At 40.9% G+C, this 17,660-nt stretch carries 19 protein-coding genes; 8 read left to right on the plus strand and 11 right to left on the minus strand.

Annotation, left to right across the window (positions count from 1 at the left end; all coding sequences use genetic code 11):
* Nucleotides 1-13: 13 nt before the first annotated feature.
* Together pepB and GZH31_RS03515 are read left to right on the plus strand one after the other, a co-directional pair.
* Nucleotides 14-1,309: an aminopeptidase PepB gene (gene pepB, locus GZH31_RS03510; RefSeq protein WP_036971743.1), complete on the plus strand. Its 1,296-nt coding sequence runs from the start codon at nt 14-16 to the stop codon at nt 1,307-1,309.
* Nucleotides 1,310-1,502: 193 nt separating this feature from the next.
* The gene (locus tag GZH31_RS03515) at nt 1,503-2,069 is read left to right on the plus strand and encodes a phosphoribosyltransferase (RefSeq protein ID WP_036970696.1); all 567 of its coding nucleotides are present in this window, start codon (nt 1,503-1,505) and stop codon (nt 2,067-2,069) included.
* Nucleotides 2,070-2,905: 836 nt separating this feature from the next.
* On the opposite strand, the gene GZH31_RS03520 is transcribed toward GZH31_RS03515, so the two are convergent.
* A complete protein-coding gene (locus GZH31_RS03520; RefSeq protein ID WP_180311380.1) occupies nt 2,906-4,822 on the minus strand; it encodes a hypothetical protein in 1,917 nt (638 codons plus the stop codon).
* Between the two features lie 359 nt (nt 4,823-5,181).
* Entirely contained in the window at nt 5,182-5,838 is a 657-nt protein-coding gene (locus GZH31_RS03525; protein WP_036970695.1) for a Crp/Fnr family transcriptional regulator, read from the minus strand.
* A gap of 267 nt (nt 5,839-6,105) precedes the next feature.
* On the opposite strand from GZH31_RS03525, the gene GZH31_RS03530 reads away from it, so the two are divergent.
* The gene (locus tag GZH31_RS03530) at nt 6,106-6,339 is read left to right on the plus strand and encodes a YgjV family protein (protein ID WP_036970694.1); all 234 of its coding nucleotides are present in this window, start codon (nt 6,106-6,108) and stop codon (nt 6,337-6,339) included.
* A 1-nt stretch (nt 6,340) separates the two neighbouring features.
* Here GZH31_RS03530 and GZH31_RS03535 read toward each other — a convergent pair whose 3' ends face one another.
* From GZH31_RS03535 to GZH31_RS03555, 5 genes are all read right to left on the minus strand, one after another.
* On the minus strand, nt 6,341-7,987 hold the full coding sequence (locus GZH31_RS03535; RefSeq protein WP_118844037.1) for an amidohydrolase: 1,647 nt from the start codon (nt 7,985-7,987) through the stop codon (nt 6,341-6,343).
* A gap of 105 nt (nt 7,988-8,092) precedes the next feature.
* Nucleotides 8,093-8,326 (minus strand): EF-hand domain-containing protein, encoded by a 234-nt coding sequence (locus GZH31_RS03540; RefSeq protein WP_065978055.1) that lies wholly within the window; start codon nt 8,324-8,326, stop codon nt 8,093-8,095.
* 4 nt (nt 8,327-8,330) lie between these two features.
* Nucleotides 8,331-8,564, minus strand: a complete 234-nt coding sequence (locus tag GZH31_RS03545; RefSeq protein ID WP_036970689.1) for an EF-hand domain-containing protein — start codon at nt 8,562-8,564, stop codon at nt 8,331-8,333.
* A 118-nt stretch (nt 8,565-8,682) separates the two neighbouring features.
* Nucleotides 8,683-8,910: a hypothetical protein gene (locus GZH31_RS03550; protein WP_065978056.1), complete on the minus strand. Its 228-nt coding sequence runs from the start codon at nt 8,908-8,910 to the stop codon at nt 8,683-8,685.
* A 9-nt stretch (nt 8,911-8,919) separates the two neighbouring features.
* Nucleotides 8,920-9,147: a cag pathogenicity island protein Cag25 gene (locus tag GZH31_RS03555; RefSeq protein ID WP_036970684.1), complete on the minus strand. Its 228-nt coding sequence runs from the start codon at nt 9,145-9,147 to the stop codon at nt 8,920-8,922.
* A gap of 312 nt (nt 9,148-9,459) precedes the next feature.
* On the opposite strand from GZH31_RS03555, the gene GZH31_RS03560 reads away from it, so the two are divergent.
* Genes GZH31_RS03560 through GZH31_RS03575 form a run of 4 tightly spaced genes read left to right on the plus strand, consistent with a single transcriptional unit; the run spans nt 9,460 to nt 13,329 of the window.
* On the plus strand, nt 9,460-10,917 hold the full coding sequence (locus tag GZH31_RS03560; RefSeq protein WP_118844039.1) for a HAMP domain-containing sensor histidine kinase: 1,458 nt from the start codon (nt 9,460-9,462) through the stop codon (nt 10,915-10,917).
* 1 nt (nt 10,918) lies between these two features.
* The gene (locus GZH31_RS03565) at nt 10,919-11,446 is read left to right on the plus strand and encodes a hypothetical protein (RefSeq protein WP_065978058.1); all 528 of its coding nucleotides are present in this window, start codon (nt 10,919-10,921) and stop codon (nt 11,444-11,446) included.
* Nucleotides 11,447-11,448: 2 nt separating this feature from the next.
* Nucleotides 11,449-12,792: a sigma 54-interacting transcriptional regulator gene (locus tag GZH31_RS03570; RefSeq protein ID WP_065978059.1), complete on the plus strand. Its 1,344-nt coding sequence runs from the start codon at nt 11,449-11,451 to the stop codon at nt 12,790-12,792.
* A gap of 36 nt (nt 12,793-12,828) precedes the next feature.
* Nucleotides 12,829-13,329: a DUF1543 domain-containing protein gene (locus GZH31_RS03575; RefSeq protein ID WP_036970673.1), complete on the plus strand. Its 501-nt coding sequence runs from the start codon at nt 12,829-12,831 to the stop codon at nt 13,327-13,329.
* Nucleotides 13,330-13,337: 8 nt separating this feature from the next.
* Here GZH31_RS03575 and GZH31_RS03580 read toward each other — a convergent pair whose 3' ends face one another.
* The 4 genes from GZH31_RS03580 to pdsR form a co-directional block, all read right to left on the minus strand.
* A complete protein-coding gene (locus tag GZH31_RS03580) occupies nt 13,338-13,547 on the minus strand; it encodes a hypothetical protein (RefSeq protein ID WP_036970671.1) in 210 nt (69 codons plus the stop codon).
* 50 nt (nt 13,548-13,597) lie between these two features.
* Nucleotides 13,598-13,759 (minus strand): hypothetical protein, encoded by a 162-nt coding sequence (locus GZH31_RS03585; RefSeq protein ID WP_155950844.1) that lies wholly within the window; start codon nt 13,757-13,759, stop codon nt 13,598-13,600.
* Between the two features lie 108 nt (nt 13,760-13,867).
* Entirely contained in the window at nt 13,868-16,000 is a 2,133-nt protein-coding gene (pdsS, locus tag GZH31_RS03590; RefSeq protein ID WP_180311381.1) for a proteobacterial dedicated sortase system histidine kinase, read from the minus strand.
* Nucleotides 16,000-16,689 (minus strand): proteobacterial dedicated sortase system response regulator, encoded by a 690-nt coding sequence (pdsR, locus tag GZH31_RS03595; RefSeq protein WP_036970667.1) that lies wholly within the window; start codon nt 16,687-16,689, stop codon nt 16,000-16,002. Before pdsR ends, pdsS begins: the two co-directional genes overlap by 1 nt.
* Nucleotides 16,690-16,919: 230 nt before the next feature.
* Here pdsR and pdsO point away from each other — a divergent pair, with 230 nt between their 5' ends.
* Complete coding sequence (gene pdsO / locus GZH31_RS03600) at nt 16,920-17,657, plus strand: sortase-associated OmpA-like protein PdsO (RefSeq protein WP_065978062.1); 738 nt, start codon at nt 16,920-16,922, stop codon at nt 17,655-17,657.
* Nucleotides 17,658-17,660 lie beyond the last annotated feature (3 nt).

A 17,660-nucleotide genomic window follows, 5' to 3' on the forward strand; every position in this document is an offset into this window, starting at 1 on the left:
AGAGTATTCTAACATGTCGGAAAAATTTTTAGTTCAACTAAGCGAGCAGGCTGCTGCCGCACATTGGGGTGATAAAGCCTCTCTTTCTTTTACTGAACAAGGCGCAACTATTCATTTAACTGAACAAGATACACTTAAAAACGTTCAGAAAGCAGCGCGTACGTTAGCGAATCAAGGTTTAAAAAATATTGCGCTAACGGGTGATGTTTGGTGCACAGAAACACAGTGGGCTTTTTACCAAGGCTTTGTTTCACCAAAGAATTTAGACGCAGTTGAATTTGCCGAGAATGCAAAAACAGACAGCAAAGAGCTGGCTTCTTTAACGCAAGCAGCGACTTGGGCTCGTCAAATGATCAATGGGACCGCTGATGATATTTTCCCTGAAAGCCTTGCTGGTAAAGCGGCTGAGTTTATTCAGTCATTAGCGCCTGAGCATGTTAGCTATCAAATTATTAAAGGGGATGCATTACTTGAGCAGCAATGGATTGGTATTCATGCGGTTGGTCGTGGTAGTGAGCGCCCACCTGTACTACTTGAGCTAGACTATAACCCTACGGGTGACGAAACGGCGCCAGTGGCCGCTGCGCTTGTTGGTAAAGGCATTACATTTGATTCTGGCGGTTACTCTATTAAGCCAAGTGAAGGCATGCTAGGCATGAAGTGTGACATGGGCGGTGCAGCAACCGTAACGGCTGGTTTAGCACTTGCGATTAACCGTGGCGTTAATAAGCGCATTAAATTATTCCTATGTTGTGCTGAAAACTTAATTTCAGGCCATGCATACAAACTAGGTGATATTCTTACCTATAAAAATGGCACCACAGTTGAAATTGTTAATACCGATGCCGAAGGCCGTCTAGTGCTTGCTGATGGCTTAATGGCTGCGGGTGAAACCGGTGCGCCATTAATTATTGATGCGGCAACGCTAACCGGTGCTGCACTGGTGGCTGTTGGTCAAGAGTACAACGCACTATTTGGCCTTGATAAAGAGTTTGTCCGTGAAGTGCAAGACTTTGCAGAGCAAGAAATGGAAGGCGCTTGGCCATTACCGCTTGAGAAGTGGCATCAACAAAATTGCCCTTCACCATATGCTGATACTGCAAACAGCCGCCCACAAAAAGGCGGTGGTTATGGTGGTGCATCGAATGCGGCTGGTTTCTTATCTCGCTTTGTGCCAAATGATGGCAAGGGATGGGTTCATATTGACCTTGCAGCAGCATTTAATATGGGTAGCACAAGCGAGTGGGCTGCAGGTGCAACAACCCAAGGGATGCGCACAGTAGCAAGAACGTTATTAGAGAAAGCGTAATAACCAGTTTGCTAACTAAATAAGTAAAAACGCCCGATGATGGGCGTTTTTCGTTTTTGGTAATTTTACAAACGGATACAAGATTTTTCGCACAATATAGTATAAAATCTCGCCCCACATTTTCTCATCAAGTGGTTAGTTTATATTTCATTAACTACACTTGGATGATCAATTCACACTGGGGTTTCTATTTATGTCAGATAAGTGCTATATCACTGCGCAGCAGCTTCTCGAAGATTCATTTCGTGTTGCGGCACAAGTTTATGACGATGGTTTTCGTCCTGATTTCATCATTGGTATTTGGCGTGGTGGCGCTCCAATTGGTATTGCAGTACAAGAATACTACGATTACAAAGGCATAGAGACAGACCACATTGCTGTTCGTACATCATCGTATTACGGTATCAATCAGCAATCGAAAGAAATTAAAGTACACGGCCTGCATTATATTATTGAAAATGCAAATGCGGGTGACTCTTTGCTTATTGTGGATGATGTTTTTGATTCTGGCCGCAGTATTTTTGCATTAAAAGAAAAGTTATCTGAATTAATGCGCTTAAACTTACCACGCGATATTCGCGTTGCTTGCCCCTACTACAAGCCTAAAAACTCAAAGGTAGACATGGTGCCAGATTATTATATTCATGAGTCTGACGAGTGGCTGGTGTTCCCTCACGAGCTTTCAGGCTTAACACCGGATGAAATTATTGAAGGTAAATCGGATTTAGCCAATATCCACGATTTACTGCTCAAAAAGTAAGTTTTTAAAAAATGCATGAAAAGGCCCTGTTTAGGGTCTTTTTTGTATTCAGTTCTCACACCAATTCGCAATAATACTTAATCATTTTGAGAGATTAAACAGGTCACTACCGGGCTAAAAATTTCTTATTTACGGCTGCATCGAAGCAGGAGGTAGAACAATGCAGGAGCAATTGCTGAGAACAACTAAATACCGAAATTTTGCTTTATTATCAACGAAGTTTTATCGCCTCAAAATTTCTTACTTAATTAAGCGAATTGGTATCATTTGATAGTGCTTGTTGAAGATCGCTTTTTGTTATTTAGCCTTGTTTGCTACTAGTCCCAGTTGCTATTCGTTGTTGTTGATGAGAAAAAAAAGTTAGTGCTCCGGGAGTGTATTTAATACCATTCCGCTTAATTAAGTGGTCTATTTTGAGGCAATAAAACCGCGTTGATAACAAGGCAAAAATTTAGTTATTTAGTTGTTCTAAATCAGAAATTTTTAACGCAGGTAGGACTGGTTTGATCACTCAAAATGATTAAGTATTTTTGCGGATTGGTATAATATATCTCTTGTCTTTTTAGGGTGTATACAGCACCGCTCTGAAACCTCAATCTTACCGTATTATTTTAGGGAACTATTAGAATGTTAAAGATCAGCAAGCACATTTAGCATACTCACATGTTCAAGAGAATAAAACTCATGGTACTGTTGTTCAACATGATAATTTTTATGGGGTTTTATAAAGTAGAGCCTTAGTGTCAAAAGCTTCTTTTCGGCAGGTGATATTGATGTAATAAAAAACCGCGCACAATGCGCGGTTTTATTTAGTCTAATTGGATTAAACTCGTGGATTAGTTACCGCCTGAACCACCTGAACCACCTGAACCACCAGTAATTGGTTGTTCTACAACTTCACATACTGTTGGGATATTAAGCGCAACGGCTGTAGTGTTAACTGCAAGAGCTTGAGATAGCCACGCGTTATTAACATAATCATAGTAACGAATGGTGTAGCTAGCACCTTCTTCAAGTGAAACGTTGAAAGTTGCACCCTCTCCGTAGTATGCATTTACAACTCTATTGCCAGAATACAACAATGATGTTGTTGGTGTAGGCACTGGAGCAGTGTTTACATCAAAGTCTTCTGTATTACTACATACTAGTTGTGTAGTGACAGATTTAGAAACTTTATTAGGTGATGTAGATGTAAGCTTTAACGTTTCGCCGTTCAAGTCACATAAGTTATTTACACTTAATTTAGAGGCTGTGCCATCTGAATTACTGGCTAAACCATCTAACACGTTTTTACCATTCTGACGGATCTTGATATTCACAGGGAACGCAGGAGGGTTAGCGATATTAGCTTGTGAATAATCACCTGTATTGGCTTTTAATTGGCCTACATTGCGGCGATAACCGTTCGTCTCAAGAAGAAGGGTATAGCGGCCTGCATTAGGCTGGTCATTACTATCGACAATGTCAAACTGAAGGCTAGAACATAGATTGTTGTTGAAGTAGTCTAAGTTCCAGTAAGATAAGTGGTTAACATCAACAGTTACGTCAAATGTGTCTGCGCTTCCATTATCTTTAACTTCACCGTAGCTTTCAAATGACCATTTACCTGCATCTTCGTCATAGCTCCACACTGGGAAGATATCACCAACAGCTAATTTTCTAGCGGTTGGGGTAGTTAAAGTACAAGTGCCTTTACTGTAACCATTTGCTTCAGCGTAAGTTGCAACATCAGTTGTGCCTGCTGGTAAAGAGACAGGACATGGGTTAGAAGTGTTTTTATCAACCTGCATTGCTACAGTGATAGAATTTCCAGGACCAAAAGTACTAACTTTATTGCCTTCGTCATCTACTAACTCGATTGCAACAAAGCCACCTGAGGTAAATGAACCATCCACAGTTGAATCAGTGCCATCAGGATTTGCAACTGAAAGAGCTAAACCACCAGGGAAAGCGTCAAGCGAAGAGTTTTCTGTAGCGTCAGCTTCAGTTTCAGTGTCATTTCGAGTTGCTTCATTCGCGAAATAAGCTACGGTCATTTGTGGAGCTGATGTTAGAGCTGTACCGTCTTTAGTTAAGAATTGAGTGCCATTCTTAATTTTTACTGTTGTACCACCAACAGCAACACCAGCTTTATTGATTGACTGCGGTAGTTCAATTTCAGTTTTATCACCCGAAATGCTTAGACCAGTAGTTGGATCGTAAGAAACAGTTGTGTTTTCACCTGCAGGCACAAGTGATTCAAGAGTCTTTGTTTCAGCAACAATTGCAATATCAGAGTTAGCAAGAGTTCGTGGAGTTAAACGAATTTCTTCTGCCGATACATTTTCTGCCGTTGTAACAGTTAAAGAACCTGAGTTGTTTAAGTAACCATCTGCAGAAACAACATAGTCATACGTAATACCATTTGCAGGAATAGAACCAACGGTGAAAGAGAATGTTCCTGCTGTTGTTGATTTATCTGCATCTGCAAGCGCTTCACCAGCTACATTTAAAAGTCCATCTTCAGGTGATGTAAAAGTTATAGTAGCTGTAACAGTGTCTGCTAAAGGTTGACCTGTCGCATCCAGTAAGCTAACTGAGATAGCACCAGCTTGCGTCTCAACTGCAGTCGGTGGAACAGCTACATCTTGCGTTGGTACTGGAGGCTTTGGTACAGTTGTGTTGTCGTCGTTATCACTAAAACAACCGCTTAAGCTTAGAGTGACACCTAACGCTAGCGCTAGCTTTGTTAGTTTAAATTCATTGTTTCCCATAATCGTTACCTTTCTTTCCTTTATCGTAAAGTAATCAGACTTTTATTAGAGCAAATAGTACCGGTTTGTGCACCGAAATACGCCACACATGGTTATCTGTTATTGAAGGATAAGCGTACATTATATATACGTCAAGTGAACATTATATATACTTTCATTAATAGAATAAGAAAGTTTTGTCTCGTCCTTCAAACATTGTGGGCGGCACATTTCGCTTTGCCGAATTATAATACAGAGCCCAGCTATTAAAAAGCTCAACTCTATGAATATTTATAGTTTATGCAACTGAACTCATGCTGACTATTAATTTCAGTTTGCCTGCGTAATTGTAAAGCATAATAACAGATTATGTAACAAGTTTATAACTGCGAAAAACTGTCCACGTAATCACTCAGTTTGTCTATGTCGACCACTTGTAAACCTTGATTGCTGCGTTTTACTAAGCCCTTTTCTACAAGCTCAGTCACAACACGTCGATAGGCACGTTCGGTAGTGGCGAAACGTTCAGCTTCAGCATTCACAGTTGGGTAGGCTCTAAGCAGTGTCGGATTATTATTTTCAGCTCTTAATAAACAATCTTTAGCAATATTATAGCTTAAGGGTAATAGCAATTTGTCTAGGTTGATTTTTTGGTTCTCTTGAAACTTAGCGGCTATTGTTTGTGCTGTGTATAAACTCAGTTCTGGTTTTTCTAAAAGTAGTGCGCGCCAATGTTTAAGCTCAATGAGATTGTAACTAACATCACTGAAACACGTAACTGTGTAGATACAAGGGAGGTTGTTAAGAGCTTCAATCTCACCAATTAATGTATTATTACAGTCAAGCTGACCGAGCAAAAGGCGGCGACCATTACCGACATCGTAACTAAACGAAACGGTACCACTTCTCACTAATACGAGTTTGGAAAGTGGTTGATCTTGATGGATCAGCACTTCTTTTTTGGCTTGTTGAAAACGACTCCCTGCAAAAGTGAGTAATTGATCAACAAGGTAGCTTGAAAAATGATATTGAAACATTAACGCCGCTCTTCGGACAATTGTCCTATTTATTACATCTTAATGACGCTAGCATTAAGATTCTAAGAATTTATGCTAACTTACTAGTAAGGTGTTCACGTTACTCATACCTTCATTTCCCGTGTAATGATTTTAAAGTCGGGTTAATTCTCAGGCTTTACAAGGTTTTTAGTAAGTTAGCTTTTTTATTTTCATTGTCAAAGTGAGCAATGAGTGAGTCTAAAAATGACAAACTCTAATGCTAACCTAAAGCCTAGGAGAGAACAATTGAGTTGGGAATATTTAGGCTATTTAGCATCTGCATTATTGGTCGCTTCTTTAACAATGAGCGATGTTATGAAGCTTCGTTGGTTTAACTTAGCAGGCTGTATCGCATTTACTCTTTATGGTGTAGCAATTGATGCCGTGCCTGTGGCATTTACCAATGGCTTGCTTACCTTCGTAAATATCTACCATATTATAAAATTAAAGCGTCAACCGACAGTTGACGCTAAAAAGTAATTTAATTTTCGTTTTCAAGTGTATATTTAAGCTCACCTGCCAGCCAGGTTTGCTGTACTTTTATAGCGTGAACGTCAGCGAGCGGCACCGTGTAATAATCTTTATTGATTAAAATAAAGTCCGCCCATTTTCCTTGTTCTAAACTTCCTACTTTAAATTCTTGATGGGCAGCGTAAGCGCCTCCCAATGTAAACGCTCTTAGTGCTTCATCACGTGACAGTAACTCTTCAGGACGCCAACCTCCTTCAGGAAGTTGGTTATGGTCCATGCGTGTAATTGCTGAGTATAAGCCATCGAATGGGTCAGCAAGTTCAACGGGGAAATCAGAGCCTGCCGCAATAATGGAGCCTTGTGATAAAAATGTTTTCCACGCATAGGCACCCGTCAACTGTGTTTCGTTCAGACGTTGCTCAGCCATGTGCATATCAGAAGTCGCATGAACAGGCTGCATGGAAGGAATAATTTTTAACGCTTTAAAGCGAGGAATATCGTTTGGCGACACAATTTGCGCGTGTTCAATGCGGTTCCGTAATAAAATGCCTCCCGATTTCTTGAAGACATTCTCATAAGCATCTAAAACGGTTTTATTAGCTTGGTCGCCAATCGCATGGGTATTCGCGCTAAAGCCGTGTGAAAAACTTAAGGTAAAAAGTTGTTCTAGCTTTTCTTGCGTTTCGAGCATTAAGCCATGATGGTTTTTGCGATCAGCGTACTCATTAATTAATGCAGCGCCTCGACTGCCTAATGCACCATCTGCATAGACTTTTACACTGCCAATGGAGAGCATGTCGTTCATATCTTTATAGCGACCAGCTTTAAGCATGGTTTCGAGCTTTGGATCGCCAGCACTGAGCATAGCAACAATTCTAACAGGCAGGTTATTGTGTTCTGCACGCTGTTTATACACTTGCCACGTATCGTAGTCTATACCTGCATCGTGTGCTGATGTAATGCCTAAACTGAGTAGGTGATTACCGGCGTTATCAAGTGCGCGATTGATACTCGCGTGATCTGTCTTGGGGATGTGTTGCGTTACTAATGTTTCTGCTTTATCAATAAACACCCCTGATGGCTGACCCGAAGGAAGTTTAATTATTTCGCCTCCAGAGGGCGTATCTGTTTGCGCCGTTATGCCAGCCAACGCCATTGCTTTTGAATTGACCCACACGGCATGACCATCAACGCGAGACAGCACAACAGGCTTGTCTTTTACGTATTTGTCTAAATCTGCTGCCGTAGGAAATTGACCGCCAGGCCAATGTTCTTGGTTCCAGCCTCGGCCAATTATCCAACCTTGTTTATCTTTAGCGAATTCGGCCAACATTTTACCGACCATATCGACAGATTGGGTATTTCTAACATCCAGTTGTGACAAGTTATTGCCAAGCCCAATTATATGACCATGTGCATCAATAAGCCCGGGCAGCAGTGTTGCCTTTTTTCCATCGATCGTTGTCGCATCAGGAAAACTAGCCTTAAGGGAATCATCGCCTGTTTTGACAACTTTTCCATCTTTAAAGACTAAGGTTGAAAATTGCTGTGTCTGACCTTGATAGGTTGGTGTGTAGCCATTTACGTTATAAATAACGGTGGTGTTAGCGAAGCAAGATATCGATGCAGTTGCAAGTAAGCTGATAATGAGTTTCATACTATTCTTATTTTTATTTATTTATAAAAACAGTATCAGAGTTGCTGTAAACTGCAAATAATTAGGTAATTAAAACGTGCAAAAGGGTGACTCGCACCCTCAGCATTATTTGCTAGCATATTCATTAAATTCAGCAAACGATAACTTATTGTCTTTATCGCTGTCGTAACTTTTAAAACGAGACCACAGAGCGGGGTCTCGTGCAGATTCAGAACGGCTTAAGAAGCCATCTTCATTACGATCGAGTTGTTTAAATTTTTCTCCAATACTTTCTGTTGCAAAAACCATACTGCTATATAAACCACAGATTATAAGACTGGCGAAAGTGTATTTTGACATTGCTTTAACTCTTGTTTGTTAAGTAGTGCTTAAATTCAAGGAGTGATATTTGCTGATCGTTGTCTGTATCCCATTTAGCCATGTGCTTTTGCAAGTGTGGCTGAGATGCAAGCTCTTCAACACTTAAATAACCATTTTTATCTTTGTCTAAATGATCAAATCGCTGCTTAACATCTAATGCTAAGGTATTGAAGCTTATAGTAATTAAAGTGAATGAAGCAAGTGTCGCAATTTTCATAATAAAACTCCTCAGAAAGTAAAATCCTTTTTGGGAAAAGTGCTTGCCATAATTTAAATCCCAAAATTTAAATCCGTTTACACGCTCCCTCTGGGATTATGGCAAGCACTTTAAGAGGTTAAGGTTTGAATTTTTCAAACTCTTGTTCAGATAATCGCTGATCATTATTTGTATCAAGATCAGTAAATTGCTTAATTAGCTCAGGGTGTTCATTGGCTTCAGAAAGTGAAATTGCATTGTCTGCATTGCTATCAAACTTAGTAAAGCGAACATCCATTTGAGATGCCAAAACGGTCGCACTGATAGCCAAAAATATCAGCGAAAAGGCAGCGATAAGTTGTTTCATAACAATCTCCTATTGAATAAACGACTGAAACTCTGGAAATGAAATTTGGCCATCCTCATTACTATCAATTTGAGAAAAATTGCCATGTAACAGTGCGTCCTCAGATGCTTCAGACTCACTTAGCGCGCCATTACTGTCTTTATCAAGTTCATTAAACGTCTCGTTGAGATCAAGCGCGTAAGAGCTTATTGATACTAAGCTGGCAAGCATGATTGAGATACAGGCCATCGTTTTCATTTTGTTTCCTAAAATCTATAACTTATTACGGTATAAGCAAAAACAGTGCCAACTTTAAAATTCATTTAATATCAATAGTTTATATATTCCCCGAGTGATTTGCTCAGCAATACTTACAAAGAGTTGTGTCTTTTTTGCAACGTTTTTTGGGTTCTAAAGGGTTATTCATTTTAAAACAGAGAGTTATATTGTTGCTGATTAGCAACAAAAAAGCATTTATTGGTTAAAAAGTGCTGTTATATAGGCTGGATTCAGCGAGTGTCTAAGTTATTTATCTAATAATCATCTTCTGTCACGTTGAAAAGGATCAGTATGCAAGGTCTCGTTGCGAATAAATTTAAACATGCGCTCGATTGGCGGCCCAGTTTAATTGGCCAGTTTGTCTTTAGCACTTTGTTGTCTTTGCTGCCTTTATCGTTGGTTGTGATCGTGTTTTTAAACGCACTGAATAAACAATTGGCTGTGACACAAAAAATTGTCAGCGATAATTATTTAGTTACAAAGGCGTTTAATAGTTTAAAACAAGATTTAAATAGCCTAGAAAGAGCAACAAGACAAAATTGGGTTTTAAAAAGTGAATCACTCGATACCTTAATTGAAAATAAGTGGCAGTCATCGCTGCAAAGTATTGATGAGCTTATTTTTCTTAGTCCATCGACAGAGTATGTGGCGCAGTGGCAGCAATTGGCAGAAGTACTCAACTTTGCCCAGCAACACTTAGTTGCAGAGCAAAAACAAGATGGTGAATTATTTGCCCCAGCAAGCAAACTTATTGCAGAGCAAACTGTGTGGCTACGTGATCAAAATGAATTACGGATCACCAAGAATCAACAGCAATTAAAGGCGCTTCAAGCGTCGTTTATAAACTGGTTGATTGCATTAATTCCACTCACATTATTAGTAAGTGGTGGGTTTTTATGGCGGATCAGTGGCCGTTTAGGTGAACTAACAAGTGTAATAGATAAACTAGGTCAAGGTCATTGGCAGCAGAAAATTTCTGTACGAGGCTCATCGGAGCTAGTTGAGTTAGGTAATAAATTAGAGTGGGTGCAAGCGCAGCTGCATATGCTTGAGCAACAAAAAGACACCTTTTTACGTCATGTTACTCACGAATTAAAAACACCGCTTGCCTCCATGGTTGAAGGCACTGATTTACTCGCTGATGAAATTGTTGGCCCAATTAATAGCGAGCAGCAAGCTGTCCTTGAGCTAATTACACAGAGTATGGCGCGTTTACGAGTGATGATTGAAAGCTTATTAAATTATAACGCGATTCGTACCAGTAAAGAGAGTGTCACAGAGCTTAACTTCAATAGTATGAAATCGAATATTGAGCGTCATTTTGAACATCGTTTAATTGCGCGAAATCAGTCGTTAATATGGGTAAATGAACTTCCCTCAAAAGCGATGTATATTTCTTCCGAGTTGTTAGAAATGATGCTTGTGCAACTCATTTCCAATGCCTTGAAATTTTCACCTGAACAAGGCGTTGTCACGGTCGAAGCTCGTTATAAACACACTCAGCTTCAAGTGACGGTCAGTGATGTCGGTAAAGGCATTGCTGATTCTGAAAAGACAGCTGTTTTTGGTGCCTTTTATCAGGGGAAAAATGCCAAAGAGCAAACTGAAATGGGCAGTGGTCTTGGCCTCACAATAGTGAAAGAAACGGTTGAGCAACTGAGAGGCACACTTAATATTGCTGATAATGAACCGCAAGGCTGTCGATTTACAGTGACATTACCAATTCAAGTAACCCAAGGAGTTAACTGATATGGGCTTCGTAAATAAAGCCAGTTTTATACCCGCTGTACTCGTTGTATTTTTGACCGGGTGTGCCTTAACACAGCCAACATCATCGACAGCACAAAAAGAGCATAAAACACAGCTAACACCAAAGGAGCAACCTAATCCTAAGCCAAGGCCTAAAAGCGAGCCTGTGTATCCGCCTGCACGTTTGGTTATTGCATGGCATGCAGAGCAATGTGGTGGCTTTAAAAGTACGCCGCAGAAGCAGACGTATGTAGGGCAAAAAGAGTTGATCAGTTTATTTAAATATTTATGTATACACAGTGCCTCAGAACCTAAACAAGCATTAGCATTACTCGAAAGCAGTGATCAAGCTTATTATTGGCCTGATGATATAAAACAGTATTTATGGCTACAAAAACAAAGTGTTCAACATAGTCTAAAGGCCAAGCAAGCCAAGCAGGCCTTAACAGAAAAAATGGAAAAAACGTTGTCGTCACTGGCGGCAATTGAACAACAATTGCTGTTACGCGAAGAAACTAAGGAGCAGTAACCATGGCTGAAATAACAAAACCACGCATATTGTTGGTTGATGACGATGCAAGTTTACTGAAATTACTTGCAATTAGAATCGAATCAAAAGGGTATCAAGTTAGCACGGTTGAGAGTGGTCTGGCTGCGCTTCAGCAATTAAAAATGCAAACCTTTGATGCTGTGATTACCGACTTACGTATGGATGAAATGGACGGTATGGCGTTGCACCGCCAGTTGCAAAGTCGCTATCCGTCTATGCCAGTCATTATGATGACAGCGCATGGCTCTATCCCCGATGCAGTTGAAGCAACTAAGCAGGGGATCTTTGCGTTTATTACCAAGCCAGTTGATAAAGATGAGTTATTTGATAGCCTCGCCAAAGCAATCGAGATCCATGGTGTGCATGGTGATGAAACTCCAACGCAAACAAACATAGTTACGCGCAGCGGTGCCATGTTGCACCTCCTTGAGCAAGTAAAGTTACTTGGGCCAACGCATGTTAATGTATTAATTTCAGGGGCGAGTGGCACAGGTAAGGAGTTATTAGCACAGGCGATTCACCAGCATAGTCACGTTAGTGATGGGCCTTTTGTTGCAATTAACTGTGGGGCTGTACCAGGTGAGTTGTTAGAATCAGAATTATTTGGTCATAAAAAAGGTGCGTTTACTGGGGCGGTAAAAGATCACCAGGGTTTGTTTCAACAGGCTCAAGGTGGTACCCTTTTTCTTGACGAAATAGGTGATATGCCACTGAATTTACAAGTAAAGCTATTACGTGTATTGCAAGAAAAAACAATTCGTCCCGTGGGATTTCAAGAAGAAATTCCTATTGATGTACGGATAGTATCGGCAACGCATAAAAACTTACCTGAAGCGATTAATAACCAATTGTTTCGTGAAGATTTGTATTACCGACTCAATGTGGTGAACTTAAAACTTCCTCCTTTGTGTGAAAGACGGGAAGACATAAGCTTGCTGGCACAGCACTTTGCAAGCGTAATAGCAAAACGTATGAATCAAGATGAAAAGCGTTTTGCTAATGACGCAATGCATGCATTGGTGCGTTATGACTGGCCTGGTAATATTCGTCAGTTACAAAACGTGATTGAACAAGTTGTCGCGCTGACCCCAGGTAATGTAATTGCGGTACAGCTAGTTGAAAGCGCGCTCAATAGCAATGTAAGTAATGCAGAGCCATTATCATTAAACGATGCTAAAAAAGAGTTTGAGCGTGACTATTTAATAAATACGCTAAAAATGGCAGCCGGCAATGTTGCAGAGGCTGCAAAGCTTGCAAAACGCAATCGCTCAGATTTTTATAAGCTAATTAAAAAACACAACATTAATGTAGAAAATTTAATCTAGATACAACAAAACCTAGATGCAAAAAAAGGAAAGCGCATGGGGCTTTATTTAGTTTACCTTGGTGGTCGTATACAAGGCTGTCATATCGAAATGCACGATGTTCGATTTGTTGTTGGTGATAAAATTGAAGACACCTACTCAAAGCTAAAAGCGCAGTGGGTGGGTGACAAAGGCAGTGTGCACATGGATAGCTACATGCATATTCAGCACATTGATGGTTACAAAGTAGAGGTGATAGAAGGGGCTCACGAGCAACCTGAAAAGCTTTATTTTGTTAATTTAGGCGCGTATCGAGCAGACAGTCTTGCCGAACAACATGACTTTGCATTGTATGTTGCGCGCAGCAGTGAGGAAGCAAAGCAACGTGCTAAAGACTCTTTGCTTGCAGGGCTGACACATTTGCACAAAGATGATTTACATGACGTAGATGATTGTTTTGCTATCGATTTACTCGATAGCAACTTGACCCTTAAGCTAACACCAAGTGGGCACTCTCAAGCGATGAAACCCGATTGGTTTGGCTATCACGTTTTATAGTGAATTAATTAGTCATCATTCTCGCTTTTACTGGCAACCTTAAAAGCAATGATGACTAAAGCAAACAGTGCAAAAGGGAGTGCAGCAAGTAAATATTCTACAGTATGGCTATCTTGGTAGTTAGGCTGAAGTAAAAAGTGCCCAGCAACACATAACAAGATTGCCACAAACAAAACAGGCAATAAGATTAACTCTTTTTTTGGCGAGTGATTTTTCATTACATAAGGTCAAATTTCAATGGTGGGGCATTGTAATGAGCTAAGTTAAGCTAGGTCAAATAACTTGGTGACTTATATTGCGCTGTATCAACTTTTTTAGTCGGTATTTTCTTTGATTGCTTTTTAGGCTCTGCGGGTTTATCTGTTACATCATTACAATTATAAAGTGCCATTATGAATTCGATTTCTTCACGTTGTAACCTTGATTGCATGATGCCCCCTCGAGTCAAATTTGCCTTTTATAGTACAATATACTAAGCCCGCCAATCTGAATTATTGGTGAATAACTAAGCATTAAATTGTTATCAAGTGTAACGCTGTCATCGTTGTTTTATAGGCAAACTTACAGTGAACACCACGCCGCAATCATCTGCGAGATTTTCAGCCTTGACCTGTCCCTCATGGTAATCACAAATTAAACGAACAATATACAAGCCTAATCCCAAATGGGGTTGTTGCTGATGCTCCTGAGTTCTCACTGATACCATCGAATCAAATATATGATCTACTAAGCCCTCTGGTAACAAAGGGCCTTGGTTCACAATTTTTAGAATAGCGTGCTGTTCGTTTTTAGCTAAACTCACCGTTACTTGGCTGTCAGGAGATTTAAACTCGAGCGCATTATTAATCAGTTTATCAAGAAGTTGGGCAATAAACTCCGGGGCCCCTCGCAGGGGCAGTGGTGATTCATAAAGTGATAAATTAAATAATTTCTCGCCATAAGTAATTTGGTAACCTTGCATGCAGCCAGTGATAACTTGAGTGAGATCAAACGTCTCAGCTTCCACATTTTGAATGCTTTGTTCTAGGCGTGTTGCTTCACTCATTGTGGTTATTATTTTACCTAGTCGCTCAACGCCTTCACTGGCGCGCGCGAGGTATTTTTGACTAAACTCAGATTGCGGCTGCATTTGTAAGTTTTCAAGCGATGAGCGCACCACCGCAACAGGGGTACGTAATTCATGAGAAAGGCGTGATGACATATTCTCAAGGTAATCGGTATAACCACTTAAGCGGCTGACAATATTGGCAAAACTACGTGAGAGATCACCAATTTCATCATTTGAATCGGTATACGTTATTTTGCCTGTAATTCGGCCTTGTGCATCAATAGCTTGCTCAGCGTTATCACGTAAACGACGAATACGGCTTGAGATCCGTGATGCAAAAAAGAATAAGGTGACAGTACCGACTAGCATGACAGCTAAAATAACGTTAAATAGTTTCTCGAGCGATTTATTACGAAGAGTACGCACACCATTGGTGGTTTCTTCTGCGATAACAGCACCAATGACCTTATCTTGAATCCAAATTGGGTAGGCTGCTGATAAGATCACCGCCTTGCTATCGGGAGTTAAACGCCACGATGAAGCGGGTTTCCCGTTTAATGCACTGGCGATATGCGTGCCTTGCATAGCGGCCACATCATGCAAAGTATCAATAAACTCATTTTCAGGGCGAGTTAGTATTTGGTAATAAAGCGGATGCAAGTAATCACGCTCAAATTGTTGCCACCATGTTGTTGCCGGTTTATCTGTGAGTCCATCTGCCCAGACACCATCAGCGTGATGTATAGACCCCGCTTGTGCGAGTACGCGATGGTGGCTATCGACTACCCAAATTCGACTGCCGCTATGGCCCATCCCTTTTAAAATACGGTTTATCTCTGGTGAAGGCACAAGCACCGAGCCAATGTCGTTGGGATTGAGTAGGTTAGACGTTGACATAAGTTGAGGCTCAACTTTGTCATCATCCCAATCTTCAATTGCAAATCCCAGCTTGTTGCCAAGCATGCTTAATGGAAAGCGCAGTTCAATGTTATAGCCCGTTTCTGTGCTTTGAAAATAGCCTTGAATCTTTGTAACAGGCTCGCGGCTGATAGCGTCAAAGGCATTAACCCAGCCATCTTGGCGAGCAGCAATCACGTAATGCTTAAATTCACCTTCGGGGGTCTTTAACATGATTTGTAAGTGATCATTGCGCGTAATACTGAGCGTATTTTTAGCGCGATACACCAACGAGCTATCACGCACCTCAAAGACTGCATACAAATAGTTTTCGTACTTACCAACCATATGACTAAATGCTAAATCAGCGTCTTCGTGCGCGGGGTTTACACGTTGTAAGTAGCGTTTATCGTAATGCCAAAAAAGTGCCCTATAGGGTTGCCAGTCAGCAAGTTTGCCATCAAGTTGAATCGGGTTACTGAGGTTATAGGCATATAAATCACGGCCTTTAACGACCTGATCTAAAAAATTGGTTTGCGAGTCGAATAAGGCTGGCCGTTCATGTAACGCTGTTGCCAGGGCTCGTGTGGTGCCTACGAGTGTTTTTTCTTGGCCCTGCCTTAAAAACTTTTCCATTTCCCAAACATATTCATAGCCAAGCCAAGGCAGTAAAAACAAAAAGCAAGACAGTAAAATAAACTTACTGCGCAAACCAAATCTGAGCATTAAGCTTGCTCCCAGCGATAACCCATACCGTACACTGTGTCGATACAATCGAAGCTATTATCTAAGGCAATAAACTTTTTTCGGATACGCTTAACGTGGGAAGTAATCGTACTGTCATCGACATAAATTTTTGCATCGCTCATTAATTCATTGCGACTTTTTACATGCCCTGGACGCTGCGCAAGTGAATGCACCATCCAAAACTCAGTCACCGTCAAGTCAACAAGCTGATCGTGCCAAAACACTTGCATACGCTGGCTATCTAATTTTAATAGACCACGATGCAGTAGCGCATCTTGATTAGCCGGTTGTTCAAGTGCATCTAAGCGTCTGAATAAAGCCCCAATTCGTGCGGCAAGGTGCGCCATACTGATATCTTTTGTTAAGTAGTCATCAGCACCCATGCGCAGGCCGCAGACCGTATCAATTTCACTATCACGCGCGGTTAAAAAGATAATAGGCAAGGTTTTCGAGAGCGACCGTAATGTTTGACATAATAAAAACCCTCCATCAATTTCATGCGCTAAGCCAATGTCTACGATGGCCAAATCTGGCAATGACTGGCTAAACGACAGCTCTGCGCTTGCTCGGTCAGCAAACCCAATGACTTGATAGCCTTGTGCGCTCAACATTTCAGTGTAGTTTTCGCGGATGGCTGTTTCATCTTCGACAATGGCTATTTTCTTCATTCTTCCTACTTATTTAGCTTCATAGTCAGCACTATGAATACACTATACCGAAAATTTTACTGTGCGTACTGGCAAAAATGCGATTGCCATTTTTCTGCCACAATTGCTCAGCAGTTTGCCTTTTTTGATCCCCTTTATTGCCATTTCGGCTTGTTTTAATAGCGCTATACCACGTTTGCAACGCCAACCAATAGTTGCCAAACAATTAATGTAAAAGAAAGGATTAAATTATGAAAAAGATCATCATTGCTGCACTTATAACGTCGGCCCTATCAACAAGCCAATTTGTTGAGGCTGCGCCTCAAGCAAAACAAGAAACACCAAAAGAAACAGCTATTGGCCTTAGTGCAGGCGCTGTAGTTGGCGGTTTGATTGGAGGCCCTGTGGGTGCATTTGTTGGCGCATTTGCCGGAGGATTAATCGGTGAAAAAGAAGCCGGTGAGCGTGTTATCGAAGCGCAAAACCAGGCACTTGTTGTTATGCAGCAGCACACCGCAGATTATCAGCAGGTTATTGCTAATAATGCAGTTTTGACTGAGCAACTTGAGAGCTTAAATGATGAGAAAGAGCAATTGCTTCAAGCCCAACTAAATACTTTGCTGGCCATGACCGTTCAATTTAAAACAGGGTCAAGTGAGATAGCCCCGCATTTTGCCAGTCAGCTCGATAAAGTCGCACAGTTACTGATTGAACAACCGCACTTGGCTATCGACTTAAACGGCTTTGCCGACCAACGGGGTGATGAACTCGCTAATTTAATGCTATCTAAGAAACGTGTGAATGCCGTGCAAAGTTATTTAATTAAACAAGGTGTGCCGCACACGCGACTGTCTGCTACAGCATTTGGCGAGAAACAAAGTGTTGCAAGTTCAAATGATTATGAAGATAACGTGTTTGATCGCAGAGTCACACTAACCACACGACCTGTTCAAAACACGCAATTACAGACTGCAAAAAGCAATCGCTAATTC

This window comes from Pseudoalteromonas sp. JSTW (assembly GCF_013423925.1).
GTDB lineage: Bacteria > Pseudomonadota > Gammaproteobacteria > Enterobacterales > Alteromonadaceae > Pseudoalteromonas > Pseudoalteromonas lipolytica.